Here is a 21,191-nt window from a genome sequence, read left to right on the forward strand (position 1 = left end):
TCCAGTTTGCTTAAAGACCTGTTAATAACACTTTAGCCGCTTCATTCATTAAAATTTCAGCAATATATAAAGCCAAGAATGCCAAAATTGGCGACAGGTCAATCATCCCCATATTTGGCAACAAACGGCGGAAAGGTGCAAGCAATGGCTCGGCAAGCTCCTGAATCACTTCAATATAAGGTGAACGTGTCTGCGTAAACATCACCACCCAGCTTAAAATGATGGTTGCAAAAATCAGGTAACGGCAGAAACGGATCAGGTCCTGAATCATGGTCACAAAAGTCGTGATCACCAAATACACGGCACTATGCGGCATCTGCCCAGACAAATACATCAGGCCAAAGATCTTCAGTAAATACAGCACCACCAGCAAGGCAACCGCAGCCAAATTGACACGCCCCTTGCCCACCGTTGGAAAAATACGGCTAAAAATATCCACAATCTTGGTGGCTTTCACAGTTGAAAGCACCACAGGATTATATGGACTGACTGCCGCCAATTGCATTAAAAAACGGAAAAAGACCAATAAAATTGCAACATTGATCAAAACACCAAAAATTAGCGCAGAACTTGCACCCATAATTGTCTTATCCTACTTAAACCGATTTAGTCTTGTCACTCAGCTCTTGTGCGAGCTCTTGGCTACGCTTCTGAGCTGCTGCAAGCGCTGCCTGAATATTTTGTGAAATCTGCGCACGGTCAAACACTTCCAAAGCCGCCTGGGTTGTGCCATTTGGAGAGGTCACGTTTTTACGTAATTCTGCTGGAGAGTTTGAGCTGGTGATCGCCATTTGTGCGGCACCCAGTGCCGTTTGTAACGTCAATGCTGTCGCCACTTTCTCATCCAGACCAAGATTCTTGCCTGCACGGATCATGCTTTCCATCAAATAGAAAAAGTACGCAGGACCAGAACCAGATACCGCGGTTACCGCATCAATTTGCGCTTCATTATCCACCCAAATGGTGAGACCTGTCGCTGCAAGAATTTGGCTGCTCAGTTCACGATCCTGCACACCCACCGCTTCAGGTGCATAAATACCATGCGCCCCTGTCTGCACCAATGCAGGTGTATTTGGCATCACGCGGACAATACGCTGACTGCCACCAATGAGGTCTGAAATGGTTTGAATCTCAGCACCCGCAATAATTGAGATCACCAGTTTATCCGACAGCAATCCCTTTAATGGCTGTAATACCGTTGCCAATACCTGTGGCTTCACCGCCAATACAACGACATCCGCATTTTTAATGGCTTCAGCATTGTCGGTGGTCGTCTGAATGCCTTTTTCTTCCAATACATGACGAATCTGTTCTACAGGGTCGGAAACTGTAATGCGTGTTGTTGGTAAACCGCGGGAAAGCAGCCCCCCAATCAAGGCTTGCGCCATGTTGCCACCACCAATAAAACAAATATTTTGATTCAATGCTGTCGCCATATCCTACTCGTCATGTAAAAAAGACTGCTGAGAAAAATCATCACAGTCAGAAATTAAACCTGGTTGCCAACCGCCATGCTCTACATAGTCAGATTGCGCCAACCAAAAACCTTTTGGGCTAAAAACCCCAAGCATAACATTATCCACGACTAATATTTGAATTGTATGACGTAACCAAGGCAAAATCTGTGCTTCCTGAATGGCTTTTTTCAGTGGCCAATGTCCAACCCGCCCATAAAGATGGATTTTCTCGCCTCCCTGCCGCTTGATTAAGTGCAACTCTCGACCCAGCAGTTTTGGAGCAATTCCAATCGTCTGCGATTCAATCCTGAATTTTCCCGCTGCAACCTGTACAAATTGACCTATTTCATAATGCTGTGACGACACATTTGCAATGGGTGATTGCTTTTCCGCATATAATGCATCATATGTTAAACGATACAATTTTTTCTGATAGCGAACATAATAATGCTGGTTGATATGTAAAGTCGCCTGTGCATCAGGTTTCGCCAGAATCACTTCTTGCTGCAAGCGTTGCACCATATCATAACTTGGGCGATATTGACTGTTTCCCTTGATCCATGCAGAAAGCAATTGACGCTGTCGCGCTGCTGACAGTCGGGAAAGCACAGTTAAATCCAGTTCATGATCTGTAGCGCAATGGTGCCAGTCCTGCTGCAATACCTCTTGTAGAATTTCAGTTGCATCCTGCATCAGATAACTGGTGCGTGCCACAGCAGCCTGCATTTTAGGGAAACGCTTTTGCAAGACAGGCCATAGGTCTTCCCGACACCATGCCCGATCATAATGGGTGTCATGATTGGTTGGATCAGTCACATAGTCAAAACCAAGTTGCTGTGTCCATTGCTCAATCTGTTCGCGACTCAGATCCAGAAATGGCCGCCAAATCGTGAGGTCTTGACGCACATCAATTTGCTGCATGGCAGCCAGTCCATTGACTCCCGTGCCCGAGAATAAGCGCAATAATAATGTTTCAGCCTGATCTTGCTGATGATGTGCCAAAACAAGAATTTCGTTGGCTTGTAAATGCTGTTGATAGGCCTGATAGCGCGCCTGCCGCGCTTGCTGTTCCAGATTGCCTGTTGCAACCTGCACCTTTTGAATGACACAGGGAATTTTCAGCACTTCAGCTTGTCTTTGTACCAGTGCTCCCCATTCCGCACTTATCTGCTGTAATTGATGATCAATGTAAATTGCACGTATCTGGGTAGGAAAAATTTCAGACATCAGATGCAACAACAGCATGGAATCCATGCCGCCGCTACACCCTATCAGGAACTGGGTTTGTTCAGGAAAATGCTGTGTTTGTGCTAAGACGCGATGCCTAAATTGCTGCTGCCAAACTTCATTAAACGTTGATAACGTGCGTCGCATCTTGCTTGAGCATCCATCGGTTGCAGTTCATCCAGGGCTTGTTTTAACACATCTTTTAAGTCATGCATGACTTTTTCAGGCTGCAAATGCGCCCCTTCGCCCTCATCCACAACATACTCAACAATGCCCAAAGCCTTGAGCTTGTCTGCCGTCAAGGCCAGTGCCTCACTCGCCTGAGCGGCCTTGTCCGCTGTTTTCCATAGAATGGAGGCACAGCCTTCAGGTGAGATCACCGAGTAAATACTGTGTGACAGCATAATCACGCGATCCGCCACACCAATACCCAGCGCACCACCAGAACCGCCTTCACCAAGCACAGTGGCAATCACAGGCACTTTCAAGCTGGAAAGTTGTGCCAAACTGGTGGCGATTGCCTCCGCCTGACCGCGTTCTTCCGCCCCCACCCCTGGATAGGCACCCATGGTATCGACAAAGGTAAACACAGGTAAGTTAAAACGCTCAGCCATATCCAGTAAACGTTGTGATTTACGATAGCCTTCAGGGTTACACATCCCAAAGTTGTGCTGTAGCTTTTCACGGGTGCCACGACCACGATGCTGCCCCACCACCATGACAGGCTGTCCGTCAAAACGTGCCAGGCCACCAATCATGGCACCATCGTCACCGAATAAACGGTCGCCATGCAGTGCATCAAACTCAGTAAAGATTTCACTGACATAATCGAGAAATTGCGGACGCTCAGGATGTCGCGCAATTTGAACCGTAGCCCACGCCTTGGACTGAGTCGCTTTATTTTTCATAAGTCAAAAATGATCCATAACAATATGGTTAATCAATAAATTTGTCTGACTGAATATTTAACTCAATGTCCCAATGCTTGAATTGCACCTGCTCATCATGCAGGTCTGCAACCAGTAAAGGCCATTGTTTAGCATCGCCAGAAACGCTGAGTTGCCATTGTTGATCATTTACCACACTCAGTTCAATGGCAGGAAGCATCTGATCACTGCGACTATGGTTCAGCAAAACTGCGAGGCGAAGCAACAGGCAAAGATAGAGTAAATGACTGCCACCGACCTTTAAAACATCATTCTTGGCATCGGCACGCAGCTTACGCCGATGGTGCGAAACCAGATGTGAAAGATGGTTTTGATCAATCTGTGAGAAACCTGGAATATCTGAATGCTGCAACAAGTAGGCACCATGACGATGATAGCCACCATGGCTAATCGCCAAACCAATTTCATGCAAATAGGCGGCACGACGCAGTAAGTCACTGTCTTCTGTGGTTAAATGTAACGCTCCAGCCACCCCATCAAACAATTGCTGGGCCGTATTCACCACACGTTCAGCCTGCTTTGGATCGGCGTTATAGCGTCCCATCAACGCCTGCACACTGCGGTCACGAATGTCTTCATGCTTGAAACGGCCCAGCAGGTCATACATCACGCCTTCACGCAATGCACCATCGGAATATGCCAACTTATCAATATTCAAAACGTCAAAAATCGCATACAAAATTGCCATACCTGCTGGCAAAACTGCTCGGCGGTCTTCACGCAGTCCTTCAAAATCAATTTCAGAAACATGCTTAAATTTAAGCAGGCGATCCTTTAGCTTAGACAGCCCTTCATGCGTGAGGTTTTCCTGTTCATCACTCAGTCCCAAATTGACTGCAATCTGACGGCATGCCTTGATGGTTCCACTCGAACCAACAACGGTGTCCCAGCCTTCAGTCTTATAGGTGTTGGCTATCGCAGACATTTCCTTGCGTGCCGCAACCACCGCCTTGTCAAAGGCCTTGGTGGAAATCTCACCATCAGGGAAATATGCCTTACTGTAAGCCACACAGCCCATTTGCAGGGATTCGGTATAAAGTGGCTCGAACTCTTCACCAATAATAAATTCGGTTGAACCACCACCAATATCGACCACCAAACGTCGTCCACCATTGGCCATGGTGTGTGAAACACCAAGATAAATCAGGCGGGCCTCTTCACGGCCTGCAATGATTTCAATGGGTTTTGGCAGGATTTCAGCAGCTTTCTGGATAAACTCATGGCCATTTTTTGCCTGTCTCAGTGCATTGGTCGCCACAATTCTTAAACGGTTGGGTGGCACAGAACTTAAACGACCCACAAAACGTGCCAAACAGGCCAATCCCCGCTGTTGTGCAGCCTCGGTTAGATTCTTGTTTTCGTCCAGTCCCGCTGCCAACTGTACTTTTTCTGACATTGAAGCAACTTTCTTAACTTCACCGTGATCAACACGAGCGATTGCCAAATGGAAACTATTTGAACCCATGTCAATCGCGGCAAGTAATTCTTCATCAATCAGAAAATCAGACATTATTTATATAAACCCATACACCATTCAGGCATTAGAGTAATTCACACGCCAATAATTTTAAAGTCATTTTCAGCAATAAAACTCGCGTATTTTCGCTTTTATCAAGTAAATGATTGTATAAGTCGATGGTCAACATCGTGAGCATCCATTAGACTTTTTATTTTCAAACTTGAATAATCAGAACAAACCCTTACATTGAGTAAAGTAGCAATGTAATATTCATCGTGATGATGATCAAATTCGCACTTTATTCCTTAAATTTGGAGCAACCTTATGTCTGCGACTATTGTTAATACAACTGATGAAAACTTCCAAGCAGATGTTTTAGATGCTGAAACTCCTGTACTTGTTGACTTCTGGGCTGGCTGGTGTGCGCCTTGTAAAGCCATTGCACCTGTACTTGAAGACTTGTCAAATGAATATGCAGGCAAGGTGAAAATCGTTAAGGTTGACGTGACTGCATGTGAAGACACTGCCGTGAAATACAACATCCGTAACATTCCAGCATTATTGATGTTTAAAAATGGTGAAGTTGTGGCACAACAGGTTGGCGCAGCGCCGCGTTCAAAACTTGCGGCATTTATTGACCAGAACATCTAATTGCTGGATGTAGTTGTCAATCGGAAGAAATATACTATTACAGATAGTGTATTTCTTCGTAAAAATTGACAAATTCCCTGATTTCCCCTATATTACTGGATCAAGAAGCCCTGAATGGAATCTACTTCATTACGCTTCTTACAAAACACAAAACATAAGATCGCCGCTCGGCAATAAACAATTGTTTTCACATTTCTCTCTGAAACAATGAACCAAGCTACTGAATCGTGGTTGTGTATCTACAATTACATCAGCATCTATGTATGCGGTCGATTTTTTATTCTTTTCCCAACATTATCCTCCACTTATTCCATTCTGTCTGACCACTTATGAACTTAACTGAACTCAAGAAAAAACCCATTGGCGAACTCATTAAGATTGCGGAGTTTATGGGCCTTGAAGGCATGGCACGTAACCGTAAACAAGATATTATTTTTGCCATTTTAAAGCGCCATGCCATGAATGGCGAAGAAATCTTTGGTGATGGTGTTCTCGAAATTCTCTCTGATGGTTTTGGTTTCCTACGATCGGCTGCTGGTTCATATTTGGCAGGACCAGATGACATTTATGTCAGCCCATCCCAGATTCGCCGTTTCAACCTGCGCACAGGTGACACCATTACAGGTACAATTCGCCCACCAAAAGAAGGTGAGCGTTATTTTGCCCTGTTAAAGGTGAATCAAATTAACTATGACACGCCTGAAAACTCACGTAATAAAATCTTATTTGAAAACCTGACGCCATTGTTTCCAACCGAACAACTGGTGATGGAGCTTGGGAACGGCACAACTGAAGACCTAACCGCACGTGTGGTTGATCTGGTTGCACCGATTGGTAAAGGTCAGCGTTCAATTATTGTGGCACCGCCTAAAGCGGGTAAAACCATGTTGTTGCAAAATATCGCCCAGTCGATTGTACGCAACAACCCTGAAGTATTCTTGATTGTACTTTTAATTGACGAACGTCCTGAAGAAGTTACTGAGATGGAACGTACTGTTCGTGGTGAGGTGGTTGCATCAACCTTTGATGAAGCGCCTGCCCGTCACGTTCAGGTAGCTGAAATGGTGATTGAGAAAGCCAAACGTCTGGTTGAGCACAAGAAAGATGTTGTGATTCTGCTTGACTCCATTACCCGTCTTGCACGCGCCTACAATACCGTGATTCCATCATCAGGCAAAGTACTTACAGGGGGTGTAGATGCCCATGCCCTTGAACGTCCGAAACGTTTCTTTGGTGCCGCACGTAATATTGAAGAAGGTGGCTCATTGACCATCATCTCAACTGCCCTGATTGAAACAGGCAGTAAGATGGATGATGTCATCTATGAAGAGTTTAAGGGTACAGGCAACCAGGAAATTACACTGGATCGCCGTATTGCCGAGAAACGCGTGTTCCCTGCCATGAACATCAAGAAATCAGGCACCCGCCGTGAAGAACGCCTCATGGATGAAGATAATCTACGCAAGGTCTGGATTCTGCGCAAACTCCTCCATCCTATGGATGAGCTGGCGGCAATGGAATTCTTACTGGATCGTATGAAAGAAACCAAGACCAATGATGATTTCTTCGACCAGATGAAGCGTAAAGCGGCAAACTAATCGCGGCACTTCATTAAAAAAGCCTCCTTTTATGGTGGCTTTTTTAATTCGGTTGACACCGTTACATATTATTTACACATTATTTAAAAATCCCACATAAAAATTAAGTTATTGTTTTTTAAAACAATGAATAAAATATAAAGACCTAAAACAACAAAAATCCGATTTAAAATTAATTTTTCATAGTTATTTCCTATCAAAAATTAGCCAATTTTTGTCATTTTTTGTCGTTTTGTTGGACAGGGCTGTAGTAATTCATGATTTGCTTTGATAGGATAGCAGCAGACCAGTTAGACTGCTCCCTGCGTTGTTACCTAAAGCGTTTAGGAATAATAAAAGCACATACAGACTAACCCAGGTTTTTTTTAATCTCACAATTTTATGAGAGTGATGCCATGTTATTCAAGAAATTTGCTGTTGCTGCTGCTATTGCCACTACTTTAGCTTTCGTTGGTTGCTCTAAGAAAGAAGAAGCTCCAGCTACTGACGCTACTGCTGCTGCTTCTGAAGCTGTAGAAGCTGCTACTGAAGCAACTGAAGCTGCTTCTGAAGCGACTGACGCTGCTGCTGATGCAACTGTTGCTGCTGATGCTGCTGCTTCTGAAGCGACTGAAGCTGCTGCTTCTGACGTTGCTGCTACTGAAGCTGCTCCAGTTGAAGCTTCTGCTGCACAATAATCTAGTTTTAGATTATTCAAAAAAGAGAACCCTTTGGTTCTCTTTTTTTATGCCTGATTTTTGATCAAGTTCAAAAAATTAAAAATAAGAACATAAAAAAAGCAGATCAATCGATCTGCTCATTTCCAACACGTTGTCTAAATTTCTGGCCCGCCCTAAACGTGACCACTCGACGGGCAGAAATCGGAATTTCCTCACCTGTTTTTGGATTACGTCCAGGACGTTCGCGCTTGTCACGCAACTCAAAATTACCGAACCCTGAAAGTTTGACTTGCTCACCCGCAATCAATGCCTGGCTGATTTCGTCAAAAAATAACTCGACCATCTGTTTTGCTTCACGGCGATTTAAACTCGTAAGCTCACTTAAATGGTCCGCCATCTCTGCTTTTGTTAATGCTGTCATGAGGCCCTCAATGTCGCTTGGTAAGTGTCTTCCAACACTTGAATAATGTTATCCATACCAGATTTGATTTCAGCATCTTCAAGCGTACGCGCTGGATGTTGCCACAACAATGCAAATGCCAGAGAACGTTTGCCTTGCTCAACTCCTTGCCCCGTATACACATCGAACAACCATGTTGAGTCGAGTAACTCCCCACCTGTTTGCTCAATTAACCGCTGAATATCTCTTACCTCAATCTTATCAGAGATTAAAAGCGCAATATCACGTCTAACCGATGGAAAACGTGATAATTCTGTAAAATTAGATACATAAGATTGCAAAACAGCCTGCTGATCCAGTTCCGCCACCCATGTTGTGCTTAAATCAAGCTCATTTTCCAGTGAGGGATGCAAACGGCCTAAATAACCAATCGACTGTCCATTCACCACAATTTCAGCAGACTGGCCTGGATGTAGCCATGCACGTTCAGTACGGAAAAACTCAGCCTGCACACGTCCAGCAGCCAGTATTTCTTCCACCTCCCCCTTGAAATCGAAGAAATCCATTGCCTGTGGCTTTGCATGCCAGGATTCTGGCGTACGTGAACCCACGGCAATCATTGCCAAGGTCGGGATCTGTTTTAAATCATGAATACTTTGTGCATCCTGATAATCAAAACGCAAACCCAACTCAAAGAAACGGACACGCTGCTGCTGACGGTTTAGGTTGTACTGGACACAAGGAATCAAGCTAGATAATAAGGTACTACGCATTGCAGCCAAATCACTGGAAATCGGATTGGCAAGCATCAATGGCTGGACATTTGGGTTGAGTTGCTTTTCAAGCTTCGCATCGGCAAAGCTAAAGCTAATCGCCTCCTGATAGCCCAAAGTTGCAATGGTCTGGCGCAGTTGAGCAATTTCAAAACGGTCTTGATATTTCTCTAGTTTCACATCAATTTTTGGCAAGCTGATCTGAATGTTGTCATAGCCGTGGATACGTGCAACTTCTTCAATCAGGTCCTGATAGATTGCCATATCATAACGGTGTGAAGGTGGAACAACACTCCACTCGCTTTCAGCGATTGCTGTAACAACACAACCAAGGCGTGTTAATGCATCGGCAATAAAATCACCCGCCACTTGATATCCAAGCAACTGATCAACCTCTGCCTGTTTCAATACAATCGCTTCACGTTTTGGCAATAAGCTCGTTTGTTCAGCCACCGTAATTGGGCCAAACTCACCACCAGCAAAGGCTTGAATCAATTCAGAAGCACGGTGCATGGCAATCATTGGCAGTTCAAAATCGACACCACGCTCATAACGCTGTGATGAATCGGTATGTAAACCAAAGCGACGAGCGCGACCTGCAATGGCTAAAGGCGCAAAGAATGCACTTTCAAGGAAAATATCCTGAGTATCATCGGTCACTGATGAATCCAGGCCACCCATGATGCCTGCAATTGCCAATGCTTTTTGCTCATCTGCAATCACGATGATGTCTTCTTGCAGTTCAACCTCCTGATCATTCAGCAACCTCAATTTTTCTTGAGGCTGTGCCTGTCGAACCTGAATCGAACCTGCAATTTTAGCCAAGTCAAAGGCATGCATTGGCTGGCCTAACTCAAGCAATACGTAGTTGGTAATATCCACCAGAATACTATGGGTACGGATGCCTGAACGTGCCAATGCCTGTTCCATCCACTCAGGTGTTGCCGCTTTGACATTGATGTTTTTGATGACACGCCCTAGATAACGCGGTGTACCCTCAGTGGTGATGGAGACCGCTTTTTCATCGGTGATGGTGGCAGCAAGCGCCTGAATATGAGGTTCATTGACATTCAACTGATTGATCACTGCGATTTCACGTGCAATACCGCGGATACTGAAACAGTCACCACGGTTTGGCGTGATGCTAATATCAATCACATTATCATCAAGCTTTAAATATTCACGAATATTCATTCCCACTGGCGCATCAGCAGGTAATTCCAACAAACCATCAATCTTATCTTCCAGATCAATTTCGGAAGCGCCACACAGCATGCCCTGTGATTCCACGCCACGAAGCTTGCCTTTCTTGATTTTAAAATCACCTGGCAATACCGCACCAATGGTTGCCACAGGAGCTTTCATACCTGGGCGGACATTTGGCGCGCCACAGACGATCTGCAATGGCTCACCTGATCCAATATTGACTGTTGTCACACGTAAACGGTCTGCATCTGGATGCTGTTCTACCGTGAGAACTTCACCAACAACCACACCTATAAATGGTTTTGCCACGGGAGCAAGCTCATCAACTTCCAGACCCAACATGGTCAACTGATCAGAAAGTGTTTCACTATCAATAGCTGGATTGACCCAGGTGCGTAACCAATTTTCACTAATTTTCATCTGTATAAACCTTATTTAATCCTGAAAAAACTGTTAGGCAAATTGGCGTAAGAAACGCACATCATTTTGGTAGAACATACGCAAGTCATTGATGCCATAACGTAACATCGCAAAACGTTCCACCCCTAAACCAAAAGCAAAGCCCTTGTATTGATCAGGATCAATCCCTGCGGCACGCAGTACATTTGGATGCACCATGCCACAGCCCAAAACTTCCAACCAGCGACCGCGCTCATCCATGATATCCACTTCTGCACTTGGCTCAGTGAATGGGAAATAAGATGGACGGAAACGAACTTTCAGGTCTTTTTCAAAGAATTCATTGAGTAAGTTAATCAGCAAACCTTTTAACTCAGCAAAACTGGTATTTTCAGCAACGTATAACCCCTCAATCTGATGGAACATCGGTGAGTGGGTTTGATCTGAGTCACAACGGTAAACACGGCCTGGACACACGATACGAATCGGTGGCTGACTGGTTTCCATGGTACGAATCTGCACACCAGAAGTATGGGTACGCAGTAAATGTGTTGCGTCAAAATAGAACGTGTCATGCATGGCACGTGCTGGGTGATGGCCTGGAATATTTAAGGCTTCAAAGTTGTGATAGTCATCTTCAACTTCAGGACCATAAGCGATCTGGAAACCCGCCTTGGTAAAGAACTGGCAAATACGCTCCTGCACCTGGGTGACTGGATGGATACTTCCCATGCGTTGACCGCGACCAGGCAAGGTGATATCAATCGTTTCACTGGCAAGCTTTTGTGCAAGCTCAGCCTGCTGTAAGGTTGTTTGGCGTTCAGTCAAAGCAGCATTGATTGCTTCACGAACCGCATGAATCGCGGCACCTTGTACTTTGCGCTCTTCAGGATCCATTTTTCCAAGCGCTTTCGATTGCTCTGCAAGCTGGCTTTTCTTCCCTGTAAATTGCACACGGGCCTGGTCGAGTGCAGCAAGGTCTTGAGCCGCTGCAATGGCAGCAAGCGCTTCAGTGGTCAGGGCTTCCAGTGACATAGTAACTCTCAAAGCAACAAATTATAGAAATATAATAAAACGCTATAGTTTATCAGCTTTTTACCTGTTTTTTGAAGTTAAACGGCTGTTTAAATAGGGTACTTTTTCGGTGATCCTATCGCTACCGAATATCAAGATGAGGTAATGAAGTCAGCAAATTTTCGTAAAAAAACGATCAATATTTTAATAAAATGTATAAGATACCGATATCGTCAATGAGAAAGAATAACGATGGCGCTTGATCAAATCTGGAAACAACAGCTTACCCTGGTGAGCTATGGCAATGAATTTCTTGCAGGAAATCTCAATTTTAGCCGTTGGGTTGAACATCCTATTTTTGATCACCAATGTTTGACTTTCCGCGACCTGTTATCACAACATTTACTGGCACAGCACTTCCAGATTTGGCTGGAGGGGCTGAAAAAACAGGGCGTTACCAAACTCAGTCTACACTTATCCATTTTATTAAATGAAGAGCAAAACCCAAACCCCAATGTTGAGCTACTTCCCTTTGCACACTTTATGATCAGCCATCAGGCCAATAAAAAAACTGCATGGATTTGCGGGCAGGAACTGGCTGAATGGTATAACAGTGACAATGAGTTTGAAGTACCTGTTTCACAGAAAATCACACTGGGCCAGGAAACTTTTTGGGGGTATGAACTGAATGACAAACTTGTCAAAAAAATAAATGCTGATTTACAAAATGTGAATTGGAACGATGTAGTGGTTTTTCTGGAACGTGAGCTTTTTGACAGCAAATATGCCCAGCATTTTCCTGAACCAGCACAACAAGACTTTCCATTTTATGGCTATAAGGTTGATCCCACCCATCTTTCAAGCCAGCAGCTTGCATTGATTCCAACGGATTATCCAGCAGATTGCGCCCACCGTTTATTACATCGCACCCAGGCCCTAGCCAACTACCTGGAAGAAAAAAGACGCCACCCCTATCATGATTCAGGTGAGCTGATTGACCCTGAGGAGCAGATCAATTTACGCAACTTTGCCCAGAAAACCGATGACCTATTTGCCAAGCTGATTGTTAAGACAGCCAACCACTATCAAACTGCACAGCTCACTCCTGAACCTGAAATTATCGACAGAACCATGGAAACATCACAGCATTTTAATCAGGCTCACCAGCATAAGGTTGGAACATCTGGTGTGATTAAGTTGATTATTCTCACGGTGATTATCTGTATCTGTGCTTACTATTTTGGGCTGTAACTATAAGCAATAAAACAACCTGCCTACACGCAATCTGGTTTTTCTTTTATTGATCAAAAAGTTGGTTTAATTTTTATAATCACCTTATGTCCGCCATCATGCTGATTGACAATGTGATGTACATTTTCAATTTCACCCTCAACTTCAGCGTCTGGCCCATAAAAAATTCGAATGGTTTCACCCTTTCTTGGCAAAATGGTCAGTTCTGTTTCAAATGCACCTTGCTGCAATCCCTCTACACTCACTAGCATATCTTTACCCCTATCTTGTTTTCTTTTACTGTAAAAAGATTCAAGGGTAAATGTCCAATCAAACGTGTTAGGGTTGTGTAAGCTCTATTTATATTTAATCTCTGTTTATTCTTTAAATTTAATCATCTAAAAATAAAAAAGACCGCTAAAAAACGGCCTTCCTTGAATCTCTAAGCTTATGCAGCTAATGCACCTTTAGCTTTTTCAGCCAAAGCAGCAAATGCAACCGCATCATGCATAGCGATGTCAGCTAATACGCGACGGTCGATGATCACTTGAGCTTTTTTCAAGCCATCGATCATACGGCTGTATGACAAACCGTTTTGACGAGCACCAGCATTGATACGCGCAATCCATAAAGCACGGAATTGACGTTTCTTTTGACGGCGGTCACGGTAAGCATATTGACCAGCTTTGATTACCGCTTGGAACGCTACGCGATAAACGCGTGAACGAGCACCATAGTAACCTTTAGCGCGAGCAAGAATTTTTTTGTGACGACGATGAGCCACTACACCACGTTTTACACGAGCCATTTATAATCTCCTTAGATGTATGGGCACATAGCACGAACTGATGCAACGTCACTTACGTGAACCATTACACAACCGCGCAATTGACGGATACGCTTAGCAGATTTTTTGGTCAAAATGTGGCGCTTGAATGCTTGTTTGCGCTTGAAACCGTTTGCAGTCGCTTTAAAGCGTTTAGCTGCACCACGGCGAGTTTTTAACTTAGCCATAGTAACCTCTTTTGGGCACCTGTTCGGCACGTTTGCACTATTACAAATCGACCTGCAGGTAAGGAGTGCAGTATCATATAGCATCTACACATAAAACAAAAGCAAAATGCTCATTTTTTGATAATACCCTATCCTTTTTCTCCAAACGTTATTTCCCATAATTAATTCTCAAATTATGAGAAACATCCACAAAACCAGCGCTTATAATATATGCAAATTCTCACCCTCCAATTAATATGAATATACAGAATGATTCATTTGCGGCATTAAGGTATCGGGATTTCTCCATTGTCACCATCAATCAATTTTGCCTGACACTTGCTATCTTGATTCAGGAAATCATTGTTGCCTATTCGCTTTACCAGATTACCCGTGACCCACTGACACTTGGTTTTATTGGACTTGCAGAGGCAATTCCATTCATTACCCTGTCTTTATGGGGCGGTTATTTTGCAGATAAGCTGAATAAACAGACCATCATGAAAGTATGTTTATTCTTTGCGATTCCTCTCCCTTTGGTTCTTTGGGGACTTTTCCATTTACATGGTTTAGATAAAATTGGCATTACAACATTGTCTTGGGGAATTTATGCAGTCATTTTTGCCCTGGGAACCATTCGTGGTTTCTATAACCCCTCTGCCACGTCATTAAAGCCATTCCTGATTCCACGCGAACTGTATGCCAATGGTGCAACATGGACCACGATTGGCTGGCAAAGTGGTGTCATTATTGGCCCAATGCTGGGTGGTTTTATGCTGGCCTTTCTTGGACGTGAAACCAGCTTCTTTGCAGTCACGGCATTATTAGCCACTTGTTTTGTACTGATTAACCTATTACAGAAACGTACTTTCCCCAAAATGGAAACAGAGAATGTTCTGCAAAGCCTTACTGATGGTTTCCGCTTTATCTGGAAAACCAAAATTGTACTCTGGGCGATTTCTCTTGATCTGGTTTCTGTATTATTTGGTGGTGTGATTGCCCTACTGCCGATCTTTGCCGAAGAAATTCTAAAAGTAGGCCCCGAGGGCTTAGGCTATTTAAGAGCAGCTCCATCAATCGGTGCACTTGTCACCATGATTGTACTCACCAAATTCCCACCTATGCATCATGCTTGGCGTAACATGCTACTAGCTGTTGCTGGCTTTGGTGTGTTTACGATCCTATTCGCATTCTCAAACAATATGTGGCTATCCCTGTTTGCTCTCGCGATGACGGGTGCCTGTGATAGTATTTCGGTTGTTGTTCGTCAAACTGTATTGCAAATTTTCCCACCAGAAAACATGCGCGGTCGTGTCGCTGCAGTAAATGGCATGTTTGTTTCTTCCAGCAATGAACTCGGTGCTTTTGAATCTGGTTTAGCAGCAAAATATTTAGGAACCATCACAGCGACAATCTTTGGTGGTTGTATGACACTTGCTGTAGTCACTTATTGCTGGTTTAAAACCAGTGACCTATTTAAGGTGGATATTACCAAAGGTTCTGACCACTGAATTCACGCTATAGGATCTAAAGGGAAAGAGATAAATATCTTTCCCTTTAAGGCTTAAAAAACACCCAGATATAAAATATATAAAGCGAGATAACGTCCACCCTTGGCAATGGTTACAATCAACAGAAATCGCCAAAAGCTTTCTTTCATCAGTCCTGCAATTAAGGTAATTGGATCCCCAATCACTGGGGTCCAACTCAATAATAAAGAATAAAAACCATATTGATGATAAATTCGTTGTGCCTGCCCTAAGCGTTTTTCTGAAACAGGAAACCATTTTTTATCCTTGAAATACTCGATTTTCAGCCCCAACCACCAGTTCACACAGGAACCCAGCACATTGCCCAATGTTGCCACCAATAAAAGATAGAAAGGGTTGGACAGTCCCTGTACCAGCAGTGTCATGAGCACGGCTTCAGACTGTAAGGGGAGTAAAGTGGCAGCCCCAAAAGCAGAGATGAACAACAACCAATAGCTCATGAGGCTTAAACTTGCTTAATAAAGATTATACTTTTATGGATAATGCTTTCTGTATTGCAGGTCGAGCAACTAAGCGCTCGATATAGTCCTGAACATAAGGATAATCTTCCAGTTGAATCCCTTGCCATTCATGGCGCAATGCCCAAGGCAAAATTGCCATATCTGCAATTGAATATTCACCTGCAACAAATTTCTGGCCAATCAACTGCTTGTTTAACACGCCATACAAACGCTTGGTTTCATTGACATAGCGATCAATTGCATAAGGGATACGTTCTGGCGCAAATTTGTTGAAATGGTGATTTTGCCCAAGCATGGGGCCAAAGCCCCCCATTTGCCACATCAGCCATTGTTCAACCTCAACCCTTTCCTGCTCATCCGTTGGATAGAACAAACCTGTCTTTCGGCCCAGATACTGTAGGATTGCACCAGACTCAAATACCGAGATCGGCGCATTTCGTGGGCCATTCTGGTCAACAATTGCTGGAATTTTATTATTAGGGGAAATCTTTAGGAAGTCTGGCTGAAACTGATCATTTTCCAGAATATTGATCGGATAGATTGTATATTCAAGTCCCATTTCTTCCAGGGCAATTGTGATTTTATGCCCATTTGGAGTACCCCAATAATACAGGTCAATCATTTATATTACCTATTCATCGTTATCTTGATTGTTGTTGCGTTATAGCATGTTTCATGGTTATTGATCAGCAGTCAGGCACGAAAAGAAACAATAAAAAAGCACCGCATATTGCGGTGCCTTTTCTCAAGAAAAATTACTTTTTCTTTTTCGGACCAAGTAACATGCCCATTTGACGACCTTCCATTTTTGGAGGTTGTTCAACTACACCGAACTCAGCAACATCAGCCTCAATTTTCTGTAACTGGGCCAAACCAAGCTGTTGGTGTGCCATTTCACGACCACGGAAACGCAAGGTAATTTTCACCTTATTCCCTTCTTCAAGGAAACGTAAAATTGCACGCAATTTTACCTGATAATCACCGACATCCGTTGCAGGACGTAACTTGATTTCTTTCACTTGCACTTGATGCTGTTTTTTCTTCGCATCTTTTTGCTTTTGCTTCAAGTCAAATAAGTGCTTGTTGTAATCCATGATTTTACAAACAGGTGGTTCTGCGTTCGCAACAATCTCAACCAGGTCAAGATCGGCTTCCTCAGCAGCACGCAACGCTTCACTTAATGAAACGACTCCCTTTTGTTCTCCATCTGCGGCAACGAGACGTACTTCTTTTGCACGAATCTCGTCATTAATCGCAGGACGGTTACTTTTAGCACCTTGTTGTTGGTTACGGTCAGGCTGTTTAATCTTTATTACTCCACAATGTACCGGCCACGTTCGGCGACGGCAGATTTCACCAAGTCAATAAATGCATCTACTGACATAGTACCTAAATTTTTTCCTGAGCGGGTACGCACATTCACCGTTCCCTCTTCCACTTCCCGATCACCGAGAACCAAGAGGTAAGGAATACGCTCCAGGGTACGCTCACGAATCTTAAATCCGATTTTTTCATTTCTCAAGTCGGAAATGGCACGAAGCCCATTTTGCTTGAGTTTTGCGACCACCTGCTCACATGCCTCAGCCTGTGAATCGGTAATGTTCATCACACAGGCCTGAACAGGTGCAAGCCAAGGTGGCATGAAACCCGCATAGTGTTCAATTAGTATACCAATAAAACGCTCAAAACTGCCAAGAATTGCGCGATGGAGCATGACTGGATGATCACGGTCATTGTCCTCAGTCACGAAAGTCGCCTCAAGGCGTTCTGGCATATTCGGGTCACATTGAATTGTACCGCATTGCCATACACGACCTAAACAGTCTTTCAGTGAAAATTCAATTTTCGGACCATAGAATGCACCCTCACCAGGTTGCAACTCCCACGGTAGACCTGCGGCATCTAGGGCATCAGCCAAGGCCTTTTCCGCAGTATCCCACATTTCCTCACTGCCCACGCGCTTTTCTGGACGTGTAGACAACTTCATTTGAATGTCTTCAAAACCAAAGTCTTTATATACTGCCAAAGTCAGTTGAATAAAGTCTGAAACTTCCTGCGCAATCTGGTCCTTGGTACAGAAAATATGTGCATCATCCTGGGTAAAGCCACGTACACGCATAATGCCATGTAATGAACCCGATGGCTCATTGCGGTGACAAGAACCAAACTCAGCTAAACGTAATGGCAACTCACGGTATGATTTTAAGCCCTGATTAAAGACCTGTACATGGCAAGGGCAGTTCATTGGCTTCACCGCATAATGGCGGTTTTCCGAATGGGTGGTAAACATGTTTTCTGCATAGTTTGCAGCATGTCCCGATTTTTCCCATAGAATCAGGTCGACAATTTGTGGTGTCTTGATTTCCTGATAGCCATTATCCTGCTGAACCTTACGCATGTACTGTTCAAGTACCTGATAAATGGTCCAGCCATTTGGGTGCCAGAACACCATACCTGGCGCCTCTTCCTGCATGTGGAACAGGTCTAAAGCCTTGCCAATTTTACGGTGGTCACGCTTTTCAGCTTCTTCAATACGCTTGATATAGGCAGCTAACTGTTTTTTATCAGCCCAAGCCGTACCATAAATACGTTGTAGCTGTTCATTTTTCGCATCACCACGCCAGTAAGCACCTGAAATCTTGGTGAGCTTGAATGATTTTAGGAATTTTGTGTTGGGTACGTGCGGACCACGGCACATATCCAGATAATCCTGATGGTAGTACAGGCCCATTTGTGTTTCATTCGGCATGTCTGCAATCAGGCGTAACTTGTATTCTTCACCACGTTCAGTAAATTCAGCAATGACCTCATCACGTGGCGTCATCTTTTTAATGACATCATAATCCTGATCAATGAGCTGTTTCATACGCTCTTCAATCGCCGCCATATCATCCAGTGTAAATGGACGCGGCATCCAGATGTCGTAGTAGAAACCTTCCTCGATCACAGGACCGATCACCATTTTCGCCTCTGGAAACAGTTGCTTAACCGCATGTCCTACAAGGTGCGCACATGAGTGACGAATGATATCTAGACCATCTTCATCTTTCGGGGTAATAATTTGAACTGTTGCATCTTCTGTGATTAAGTCACAGGCATCCACCAAACGATCATTGATACGTCCCGCAACGGTATTTTTTGCAAGGCCTGGACCAATGCTTTGAGCAAGTTCCATCACGGAAATCGGATGATCAAACTGTTTCTGATCACCATTTGGTAAGGTAATGATTGGCATAATAAAATCCTTAAGGAGTGATGCCCCGCACAATGGAGCATATCACCGCGAGATTATGTATTGAGGCGGACCTCAAAAGATAAAAAACGGCGGATAAAAAAGTATCCAAGATTTTACACAGGTTTAGATGCGGATGAAACCTTTGAATCAGAAAAATACAGGAACAATCAAGGAATCGTCTCATACTAAAGCCTAAATGAATTAGACTGGGCGAAACACTATGTTGGTGTGAATATAAATAAACATGACAAGAACAGCAATGGAGCAGTACACATGGTCAGTGCATATGATGAGTTACCACGAACACCAGCAAATTTTGTTGCCTTATCACCGTTGCGCTACCTGGAGCGTGCCGCCTACATTTATCCAAATCAGGCAGCCATTATTCATGGTGAACGTCAACTTACATGGCAACAGACCTATCAGCGCTGCCGCCAGTTTACGCATCAGTTAACCCTGTTGGGAATTCAAAAGAATGATACCGTTTCGGTGTTGTTGCCAAATGTCCCTGCCATGATTGAGGCACATTTTGCTGTGCCAATGGCAGGCGCGGTACTGAACACACTGAATACCCGCCTTGATGCCAAAACCATTGCCTTTATGCTGGCACATGCCGAGGCAAAAGTGCTTTTGGTTGATCCAGAGTTCCGTCAGGTTGCCGAGGAAGCACTTGCCCTTGTGCCACAAAATATTATTGTGATTGATGTTTTTGACCATGAGTTTGAGGGTGAACAGGTTGCAATCGGCCAGTATGAATATGAGTCGTGGCTGGCACAGGGCGACCCCGATTTTGAATGGCTGTTACCACAGGACGAATGGGATGCGATTAGCCTCAACTATACCTCTGGTACAACAGGTAATCCTAAAGGCGTGGTCTACCATCATCGTGGAGCCTACCTAAATGCAGCCAGCAATATTCTGGCCTGTGGCATGAAACCCCGTGCGGTGTATCTGTGGACATTGCCATTATTCCACTGTAATGGCTGGTGTTTTGCCTGGTCAATTGCCGCCAGTGGTGGCACTAATATCTGTTTACGCAGGGTTGATCCTGCATTAATCTTTAAATATATCGCTGAGTATAAGGTCGATTATTTCTGTGGTGCACCGATTGTGCTGTCCATGCTCATCAATACTCCTGCTGAACAGAAAACTGCTTTTGATCATCATGTGGAAGTGATGGTCGCGGGTGCTGCGCCACCTGTAGCGATCATCGAAGGAATGCGCAATATCGGCATCAACGTCAACCACGTTTATGGCTTGACCGAAACCTACGGCCCATCAGCACTATGTGCATCACAGGCTGGCTGGAGTGATTTATCTATTCAGGAGCAAGCGCAGCTTCATTCACGCCAAGGCGTACCATACCCATTGCAAGACAGTATGCGCGTGCTCGATCCTGAGACCATGCAGCCTGTACCGAATGATGGACAGACCATGGGTGAAATCATGTTCCGTGGCAACATCGTCATGAAAGGCTACTTAAAAAATCCACAGGCAACCGAGGAGGCATTTAAAGGTGGCTGGTTCCATACAGGGGATTTGGCGGTTTGCCATCCTGACGGTTATGCCAAGATTACCGATCGCTCCAAGGATATTATTATCTCAGGTGGCGAAAACATTTCCTCTCTGGAAGTGGAAGATGTGCTCTATCGCCACCCTGCCGTACTCACCGCAGCGGTTGTGGCAAAACCAGATCAACGCTGGCAGGAGGTACCATGTGCCTTTATTGAATTAAAACAGGGCGCATCCGCATCGACTGAGGAAATCATTGCCCATTGCCAGAAAGAACTGGCCCGATTTAAAGTACCCAAGGATGTGGTGATTACCGACATTCCCAAAACATCGACAGGGAAACTACAGAAATTTATTTTAAGGGAATGGGCGAAACAACGTGCAACGGGAGATTTTGGAAATTAACGCCCTAAAAGCAAA

General features: G+C 44.3%; 21 protein-coding genes. 6 read left to right on the forward strand and 15 right to left on the reverse strand.

Annotated features, from left to right (window positions below; genetic code table 11):
- Window positions 1–10 precede the first annotated feature (10 nt).
- The 5 genes from N5J47_RS09520 to ppx are packed head-to-tail and all read right to left on the reverse strand — an operon-like array spanning window position 11 to window position 5,141.
- Window positions 11–580, reverse strand: a complete 570-nt coding sequence (locus N5J47_RS09520; protein WP_267981756.1) for a YggT family protein — start codon at window positions 578–580, stop codon at window positions 11–13.
- Window positions 581–596: 16 nt separating this feature from the next.
- On the reverse strand, window positions 597–1,436 hold the full coding sequence (gene proC, locus N5J47_RS09525) for a pyrroline-5-carboxylate reductase (RefSeq protein ID WP_279960039.1): 840 nt from the start codon (window positions 1,434–1,436) through the stop codon (window positions 597–599).
- A gap of 3 nt (window positions 1,437–1,439) precedes the next feature.
- Entirely contained in the window at window positions 1,440–2,831 is a 1,392-nt protein-coding gene (gene tilS, locus N5J47_RS09530; RefSeq protein WP_279960041.1) for a tRNA lysidine(34) synthetase TilS, read from the reverse strand.
- The gene (locus N5J47_RS09535; protein ID WP_279960042.1) at window positions 2,768–3,592 is read right to left on the reverse strand and encodes an acetyl-CoA carboxylase carboxyltransferase subunit alpha; all 825 of its coding nucleotides are present in this window, start codon (window positions 3,590–3,592) and stop codon (window positions 2,768–2,770) included. The genes tilS and N5J47_RS09535 overlap by 64 nt, the downstream gene beginning before the upstream one ends.
- 28 nt (window positions 3,593–3,620) lie before the next feature.
- Window positions 3,621–5,141, reverse strand: a complete 1,521-nt coding sequence (gene ppx, locus N5J47_RS09540) for an exopolyphosphatase (RefSeq protein WP_279960043.1) — start codon at window positions 5,139–5,141, stop codon at window positions 3,621–3,623.
- Between the two features lie 273 nt (window positions 5,142–5,414).
- Here ppx and trxA point away from each other — a divergent pair, with 273 nt between their 5' ends.
- The 3 genes from trxA to N5J47_RS09555 all read left to right on the forward strand — a co-directional run bounded on the left by trxA (window position 5,415) and on the right by N5J47_RS09555 (window position 8,016).
- On the forward strand, window positions 5,415–5,741 hold the full coding sequence (gene trxA, locus N5J47_RS09545) for a thioredoxin (protein WP_004675702.1): 327 nt from the start codon (window positions 5,415–5,417) through the stop codon (window positions 5,739–5,741).
- Between the two features lie 329 nt (window positions 5,742–6,070).
- Window positions 6,071–7,339: a transcription termination factor Rho gene (gene rho / locus N5J47_RS09550; RefSeq protein WP_005085280.1), complete on the forward strand. Its 1,269-nt coding sequence runs from the start codon at window positions 6,071–6,073 to the stop codon at window positions 7,337–7,339.
- 395 nt (window positions 7,340–7,734) lie between these two features.
- Window positions 7,735–8,016 (forward strand): hypothetical protein, encoded by a 282-nt coding sequence (locus tag N5J47_RS09555; protein ID WP_279960044.1) that lies wholly within the window; start codon window positions 7,735–7,737, stop codon window positions 8,014–8,016.
- 106 nt (window positions 8,017–8,122) lie between these two features.
- Here N5J47_RS09555 and N5J47_RS09560 read toward each other — a convergent pair whose 3' ends face one another.
- From N5J47_RS09560 to pheS, 3 genes are read right to left on the reverse strand one after another with little or no spacing between them, the layout of a single operon-like run.
- A complete protein-coding gene (locus N5J47_RS09560; protein ID WP_004664224.1) occupies window positions 8,123–8,419 on the reverse strand; it encodes an integration host factor subunit alpha in 297 nt (98 codons plus the stop codon).
- The gene (gene pheT, locus N5J47_RS09565; RefSeq protein WP_279960045.1) at window positions 8,416–10,797 is read right to left on the reverse strand and encodes a phenylalanine--tRNA ligase subunit beta; all 2,382 of its coding nucleotides are present in this window, start codon (window positions 10,795–10,797) and stop codon (window positions 8,416–8,418) included. The genes N5J47_RS09560 and pheT overlap by 4 nt, the downstream gene beginning before the upstream one ends.
- A gap of 33 nt (window positions 10,798–10,830) precedes the next feature.
- Window positions 10,831–11,811 carry a phenylalanine--tRNA ligase subunit alpha gene (pheS, locus tag N5J47_RS09570; RefSeq protein ID WP_279960046.1) on the reverse strand — a complete coding sequence of 327 codons (981 nt, stop codon included), beginning with the start codon at window positions 11,809–11,811 and terminating at the stop codon, window positions 10,831–10,833.
- Between the two features lie 231 nt (window positions 11,812–12,042).
- Here pheS and N5J47_RS09575 point away from each other — a divergent pair, with 231 nt between their 5' ends.
- The gene (locus tag N5J47_RS09575) at window positions 12,043–13,041 is read left to right on the forward strand and encodes a hypothetical protein (protein WP_279960047.1); all 999 of its coding nucleotides are present in this window, start codon (window positions 12,043–12,045) and stop codon (window positions 13,039–13,041) included.
- A 53-nt stretch (window positions 13,042–13,094) separates the two neighbouring features.
- On the opposite strand, the gene N5J47_RS09580 is transcribed toward N5J47_RS09575, so the two are convergent.
- The 3 genes from N5J47_RS09580 to rpmI form a co-directional block, all read right to left on the reverse strand.
- Window positions 13,095–13,292, reverse strand: coding sequence for a hypothetical protein (locus N5J47_RS09580; RefSeq protein WP_004761977.1), 198 nt, complete (start codon window positions 13,290–13,292; stop codon window positions 13,095–13,097).
- Between the two features lie 176 nt (window positions 13,293–13,468).
- The gene (gene rplT, locus N5J47_RS09585) at window positions 13,469–13,828 is read right to left on the reverse strand and encodes a 50S ribosomal protein L20 (protein ID WP_000124858.1); all 360 of its coding nucleotides are present in this window, start codon (window positions 13,826–13,828) and stop codon (window positions 13,469–13,471) included.
- Window positions 13,829–13,839: 11 nt separating this feature from the next.
- Window positions 13,840–14,034 carry a 50S ribosomal protein L35 gene (gene rpmI, locus N5J47_RS09590; protein ID WP_004637967.1) on the reverse strand — a complete coding sequence of 65 codons (195 nt, stop codon included), beginning with the start codon at window positions 14,032–14,034 and terminating at the stop codon, window positions 13,840–13,842.
- Window positions 14,035–14,270: 236 nt separating this feature from the next.
- Here rpmI and N5J47_RS09595 point away from each other — a divergent pair, with 236 nt between their 5' ends.
- A complete protein-coding gene (locus tag N5J47_RS09595) occupies window positions 14,271–15,524 on the forward strand; it encodes an MFS transporter (RefSeq protein WP_279960048.1) in 1,254 nt (417 codons plus the stop codon).
- 53 nt (window positions 15,525–15,577) lie between these two features.
- Here the strand turns inward: N5J47_RS09595 and N5J47_RS09600 are convergent, their stop codons facing one another.
- The 4 genes from N5J47_RS09600 to thrS form a co-directional block, all read right to left on the reverse strand.
- The gene (locus tag N5J47_RS09600; RefSeq protein WP_279960049.1) at window positions 15,578–16,003 is read right to left on the reverse strand and encodes a DedA family protein; all 426 of its coding nucleotides are present in this window, start codon (window positions 16,001–16,003) and stop codon (window positions 15,578–15,580) included.
- 25 nt (window positions 16,004–16,028) lie between these two features.
- Complete coding sequence (locus N5J47_RS09605) at window positions 16,029–16,646, reverse strand: glutathione S-transferase N-terminal domain-containing protein (protein WP_279960050.1); 618 nt, start codon at window positions 16,644–16,646, stop codon at window positions 16,029–16,031.
- A gap of 133 nt (window positions 16,647–16,779) precedes the next feature.
- Window positions 16,780–17,331: a translation initiation factor IF-3 gene (gene infC / locus N5J47_RS09610; RefSeq protein ID WP_267981768.1), complete on the reverse strand. Its 552-nt coding sequence runs from the start codon at window positions 17,329–17,331 to the stop codon at window positions 16,780–16,782.
- A 5-nt stretch (window positions 17,332–17,336) separates the two neighbouring features.
- Entirely contained in the window at window positions 17,337–19,259 is a 1,923-nt protein-coding gene (gene thrS, locus N5J47_RS09615) for a threonine--tRNA ligase (RefSeq protein ID WP_267981744.1), read from the reverse strand.
- A 273-nt stretch (window positions 19,260–19,532) separates the two neighbouring features.
- On the opposite strand from thrS, the gene N5J47_RS09620 reads away from it, so the two are divergent.
- Window positions 19,533–21,176, forward strand: a complete 1,644-nt coding sequence (locus tag N5J47_RS09620) for an acyl-CoA synthetase (protein WP_279960051.1) — start codon at window positions 19,533–19,535, stop codon at window positions 21,174–21,176.
- Window positions 21,177–21,191 lie beyond the last annotated feature (15 nt).

Source organism: Acinetobacter sp. GD03645 (genome assembly GCF_029845285.1).
GTDB lineage: Bacteria > Pseudomonadota > Gammaproteobacteria > Pseudomonadales > Moraxellaceae > Acinetobacter > Acinetobacter corruptisaponis.

Coding starts and splice junctions, on each gene's coding strand:
- N5J47_RS09520 (WP_267981756.1), bottom strand. CDS start 580: ATGGGTGCAAGTTCTGCGCTAATTTTTGGTGTTTTGATCAATGTTGCA.
- proC (WP_279960039.1), bottom strand. CDS start 1,436: ATGGCGACAGCATTGAATCAAAATATTTGTTTTATTGGTGGTGGCAAC.
- N5J47_RS09605 (WP_279960050.1), bottom strand. CDS start 16,646: ATGATTGACCTGTATTATTGGGGTACTCCAAATGGGCATAAAATCACA.
- trxA (WP_004675702.1), top strand. CDS start 5,415: ATGTCTGCGACTATTGTTAATACAACTGATGAAAACTTCCAAGCAGAT.
- N5J47_RS09620 (WP_279960051.1), top strand. CDS start 19,533: ATGGTCAGTGCATATGATGAGTTACCACGAACACCAGCAAATTTTGTT.
- N5J47_RS09535 (WP_279960042.1), bottom strand. CDS start 3,592: ATGAAAAATAAAGCGACTCAGTCCAAGGCGTGGGCTACGGTTCAAATT.
- rpmI (WP_004637967.1), bottom strand. CDS start 14,034: ATGGCTAAGTTAAAAACTCGCCGTGGTGCAGCTAAACGCTTTAAAGCG.
- pheT (WP_279960045.1), bottom strand. CDS start 10,797: ATGAAAATTAGTGAAAATTGGTTACGCACCTGGGTCAATCCAGCTATT.
- rho (WP_005085280.1), top strand. CDS start 6,071: ATGAACTTAACTGAACTCAAGAAAAAACCCATTGGCGAACTCATTAAG.
- N5J47_RS09555 (WP_279960044.1), top strand. CDS start 7,735: ATGTTATTCAAGAAATTTGCTGTTGCTGCTGCTATTGCCACTACTTTA.
- pheS (WP_279960046.1), bottom strand. CDS start 11,811: ATGTCACTGGAAGCCCTGACCACTGAAGCGCTTGCTGCCATTGCAGCG.
- ppx (WP_279960043.1), bottom strand. CDS start 5,141: ATGTCTGATTTTCTGATTGATGAAGAATTACTTGCCGCGATTGACATG.
- N5J47_RS09580 (WP_004761977.1), bottom strand. CDS start 13,292: ATGCTAGTGAGTGTAGAGGGATTGCAGCAAGGTGCATTTGAAACAGAA.
- rplT (WP_000124858.1), bottom strand. CDS start 13,828: ATGGCTCGTGTAAAACGTGGTGTAGTGGCTCATCGTCGTCACAAAAAA.
- N5J47_RS09595 (WP_279960048.1), top strand. CDS start 14,271: ATGAATATACAGAATGATTCATTTGCGGCATTAAGGTATCGGGATTTC.
- N5J47_RS09575 (WP_279960047.1), top strand. CDS start 12,043: ATGGCGCTTGATCAAATCTGGAAACAACAGCTTACCCTGGTGAGCTAT.
- N5J47_RS09600 (WP_279960049.1), bottom strand. CDS start 16,003: ATGAGCTATTGGTTGTTGTTCATCTCTGCTTTTGGGGCTGCCACTTTA.
- N5J47_RS09560 (WP_004664224.1), bottom strand. CDS start 8,419: ATGACAGCATTAACAAAAGCAGAGATGGCGGACCATTTAAGTGAGCTT.
- tilS (WP_279960041.1), bottom strand. CDS start 2,831: ATGCGACGCACGTTATCAACGTTTAATGAAGTTTGGCAGCAGCAATTT.
- thrS (WP_267981744.1), bottom strand. CDS start 19,259: ATGCCAATCATTACCTTACCAAATGGTGATCAGAAACAGTTTGATCAT.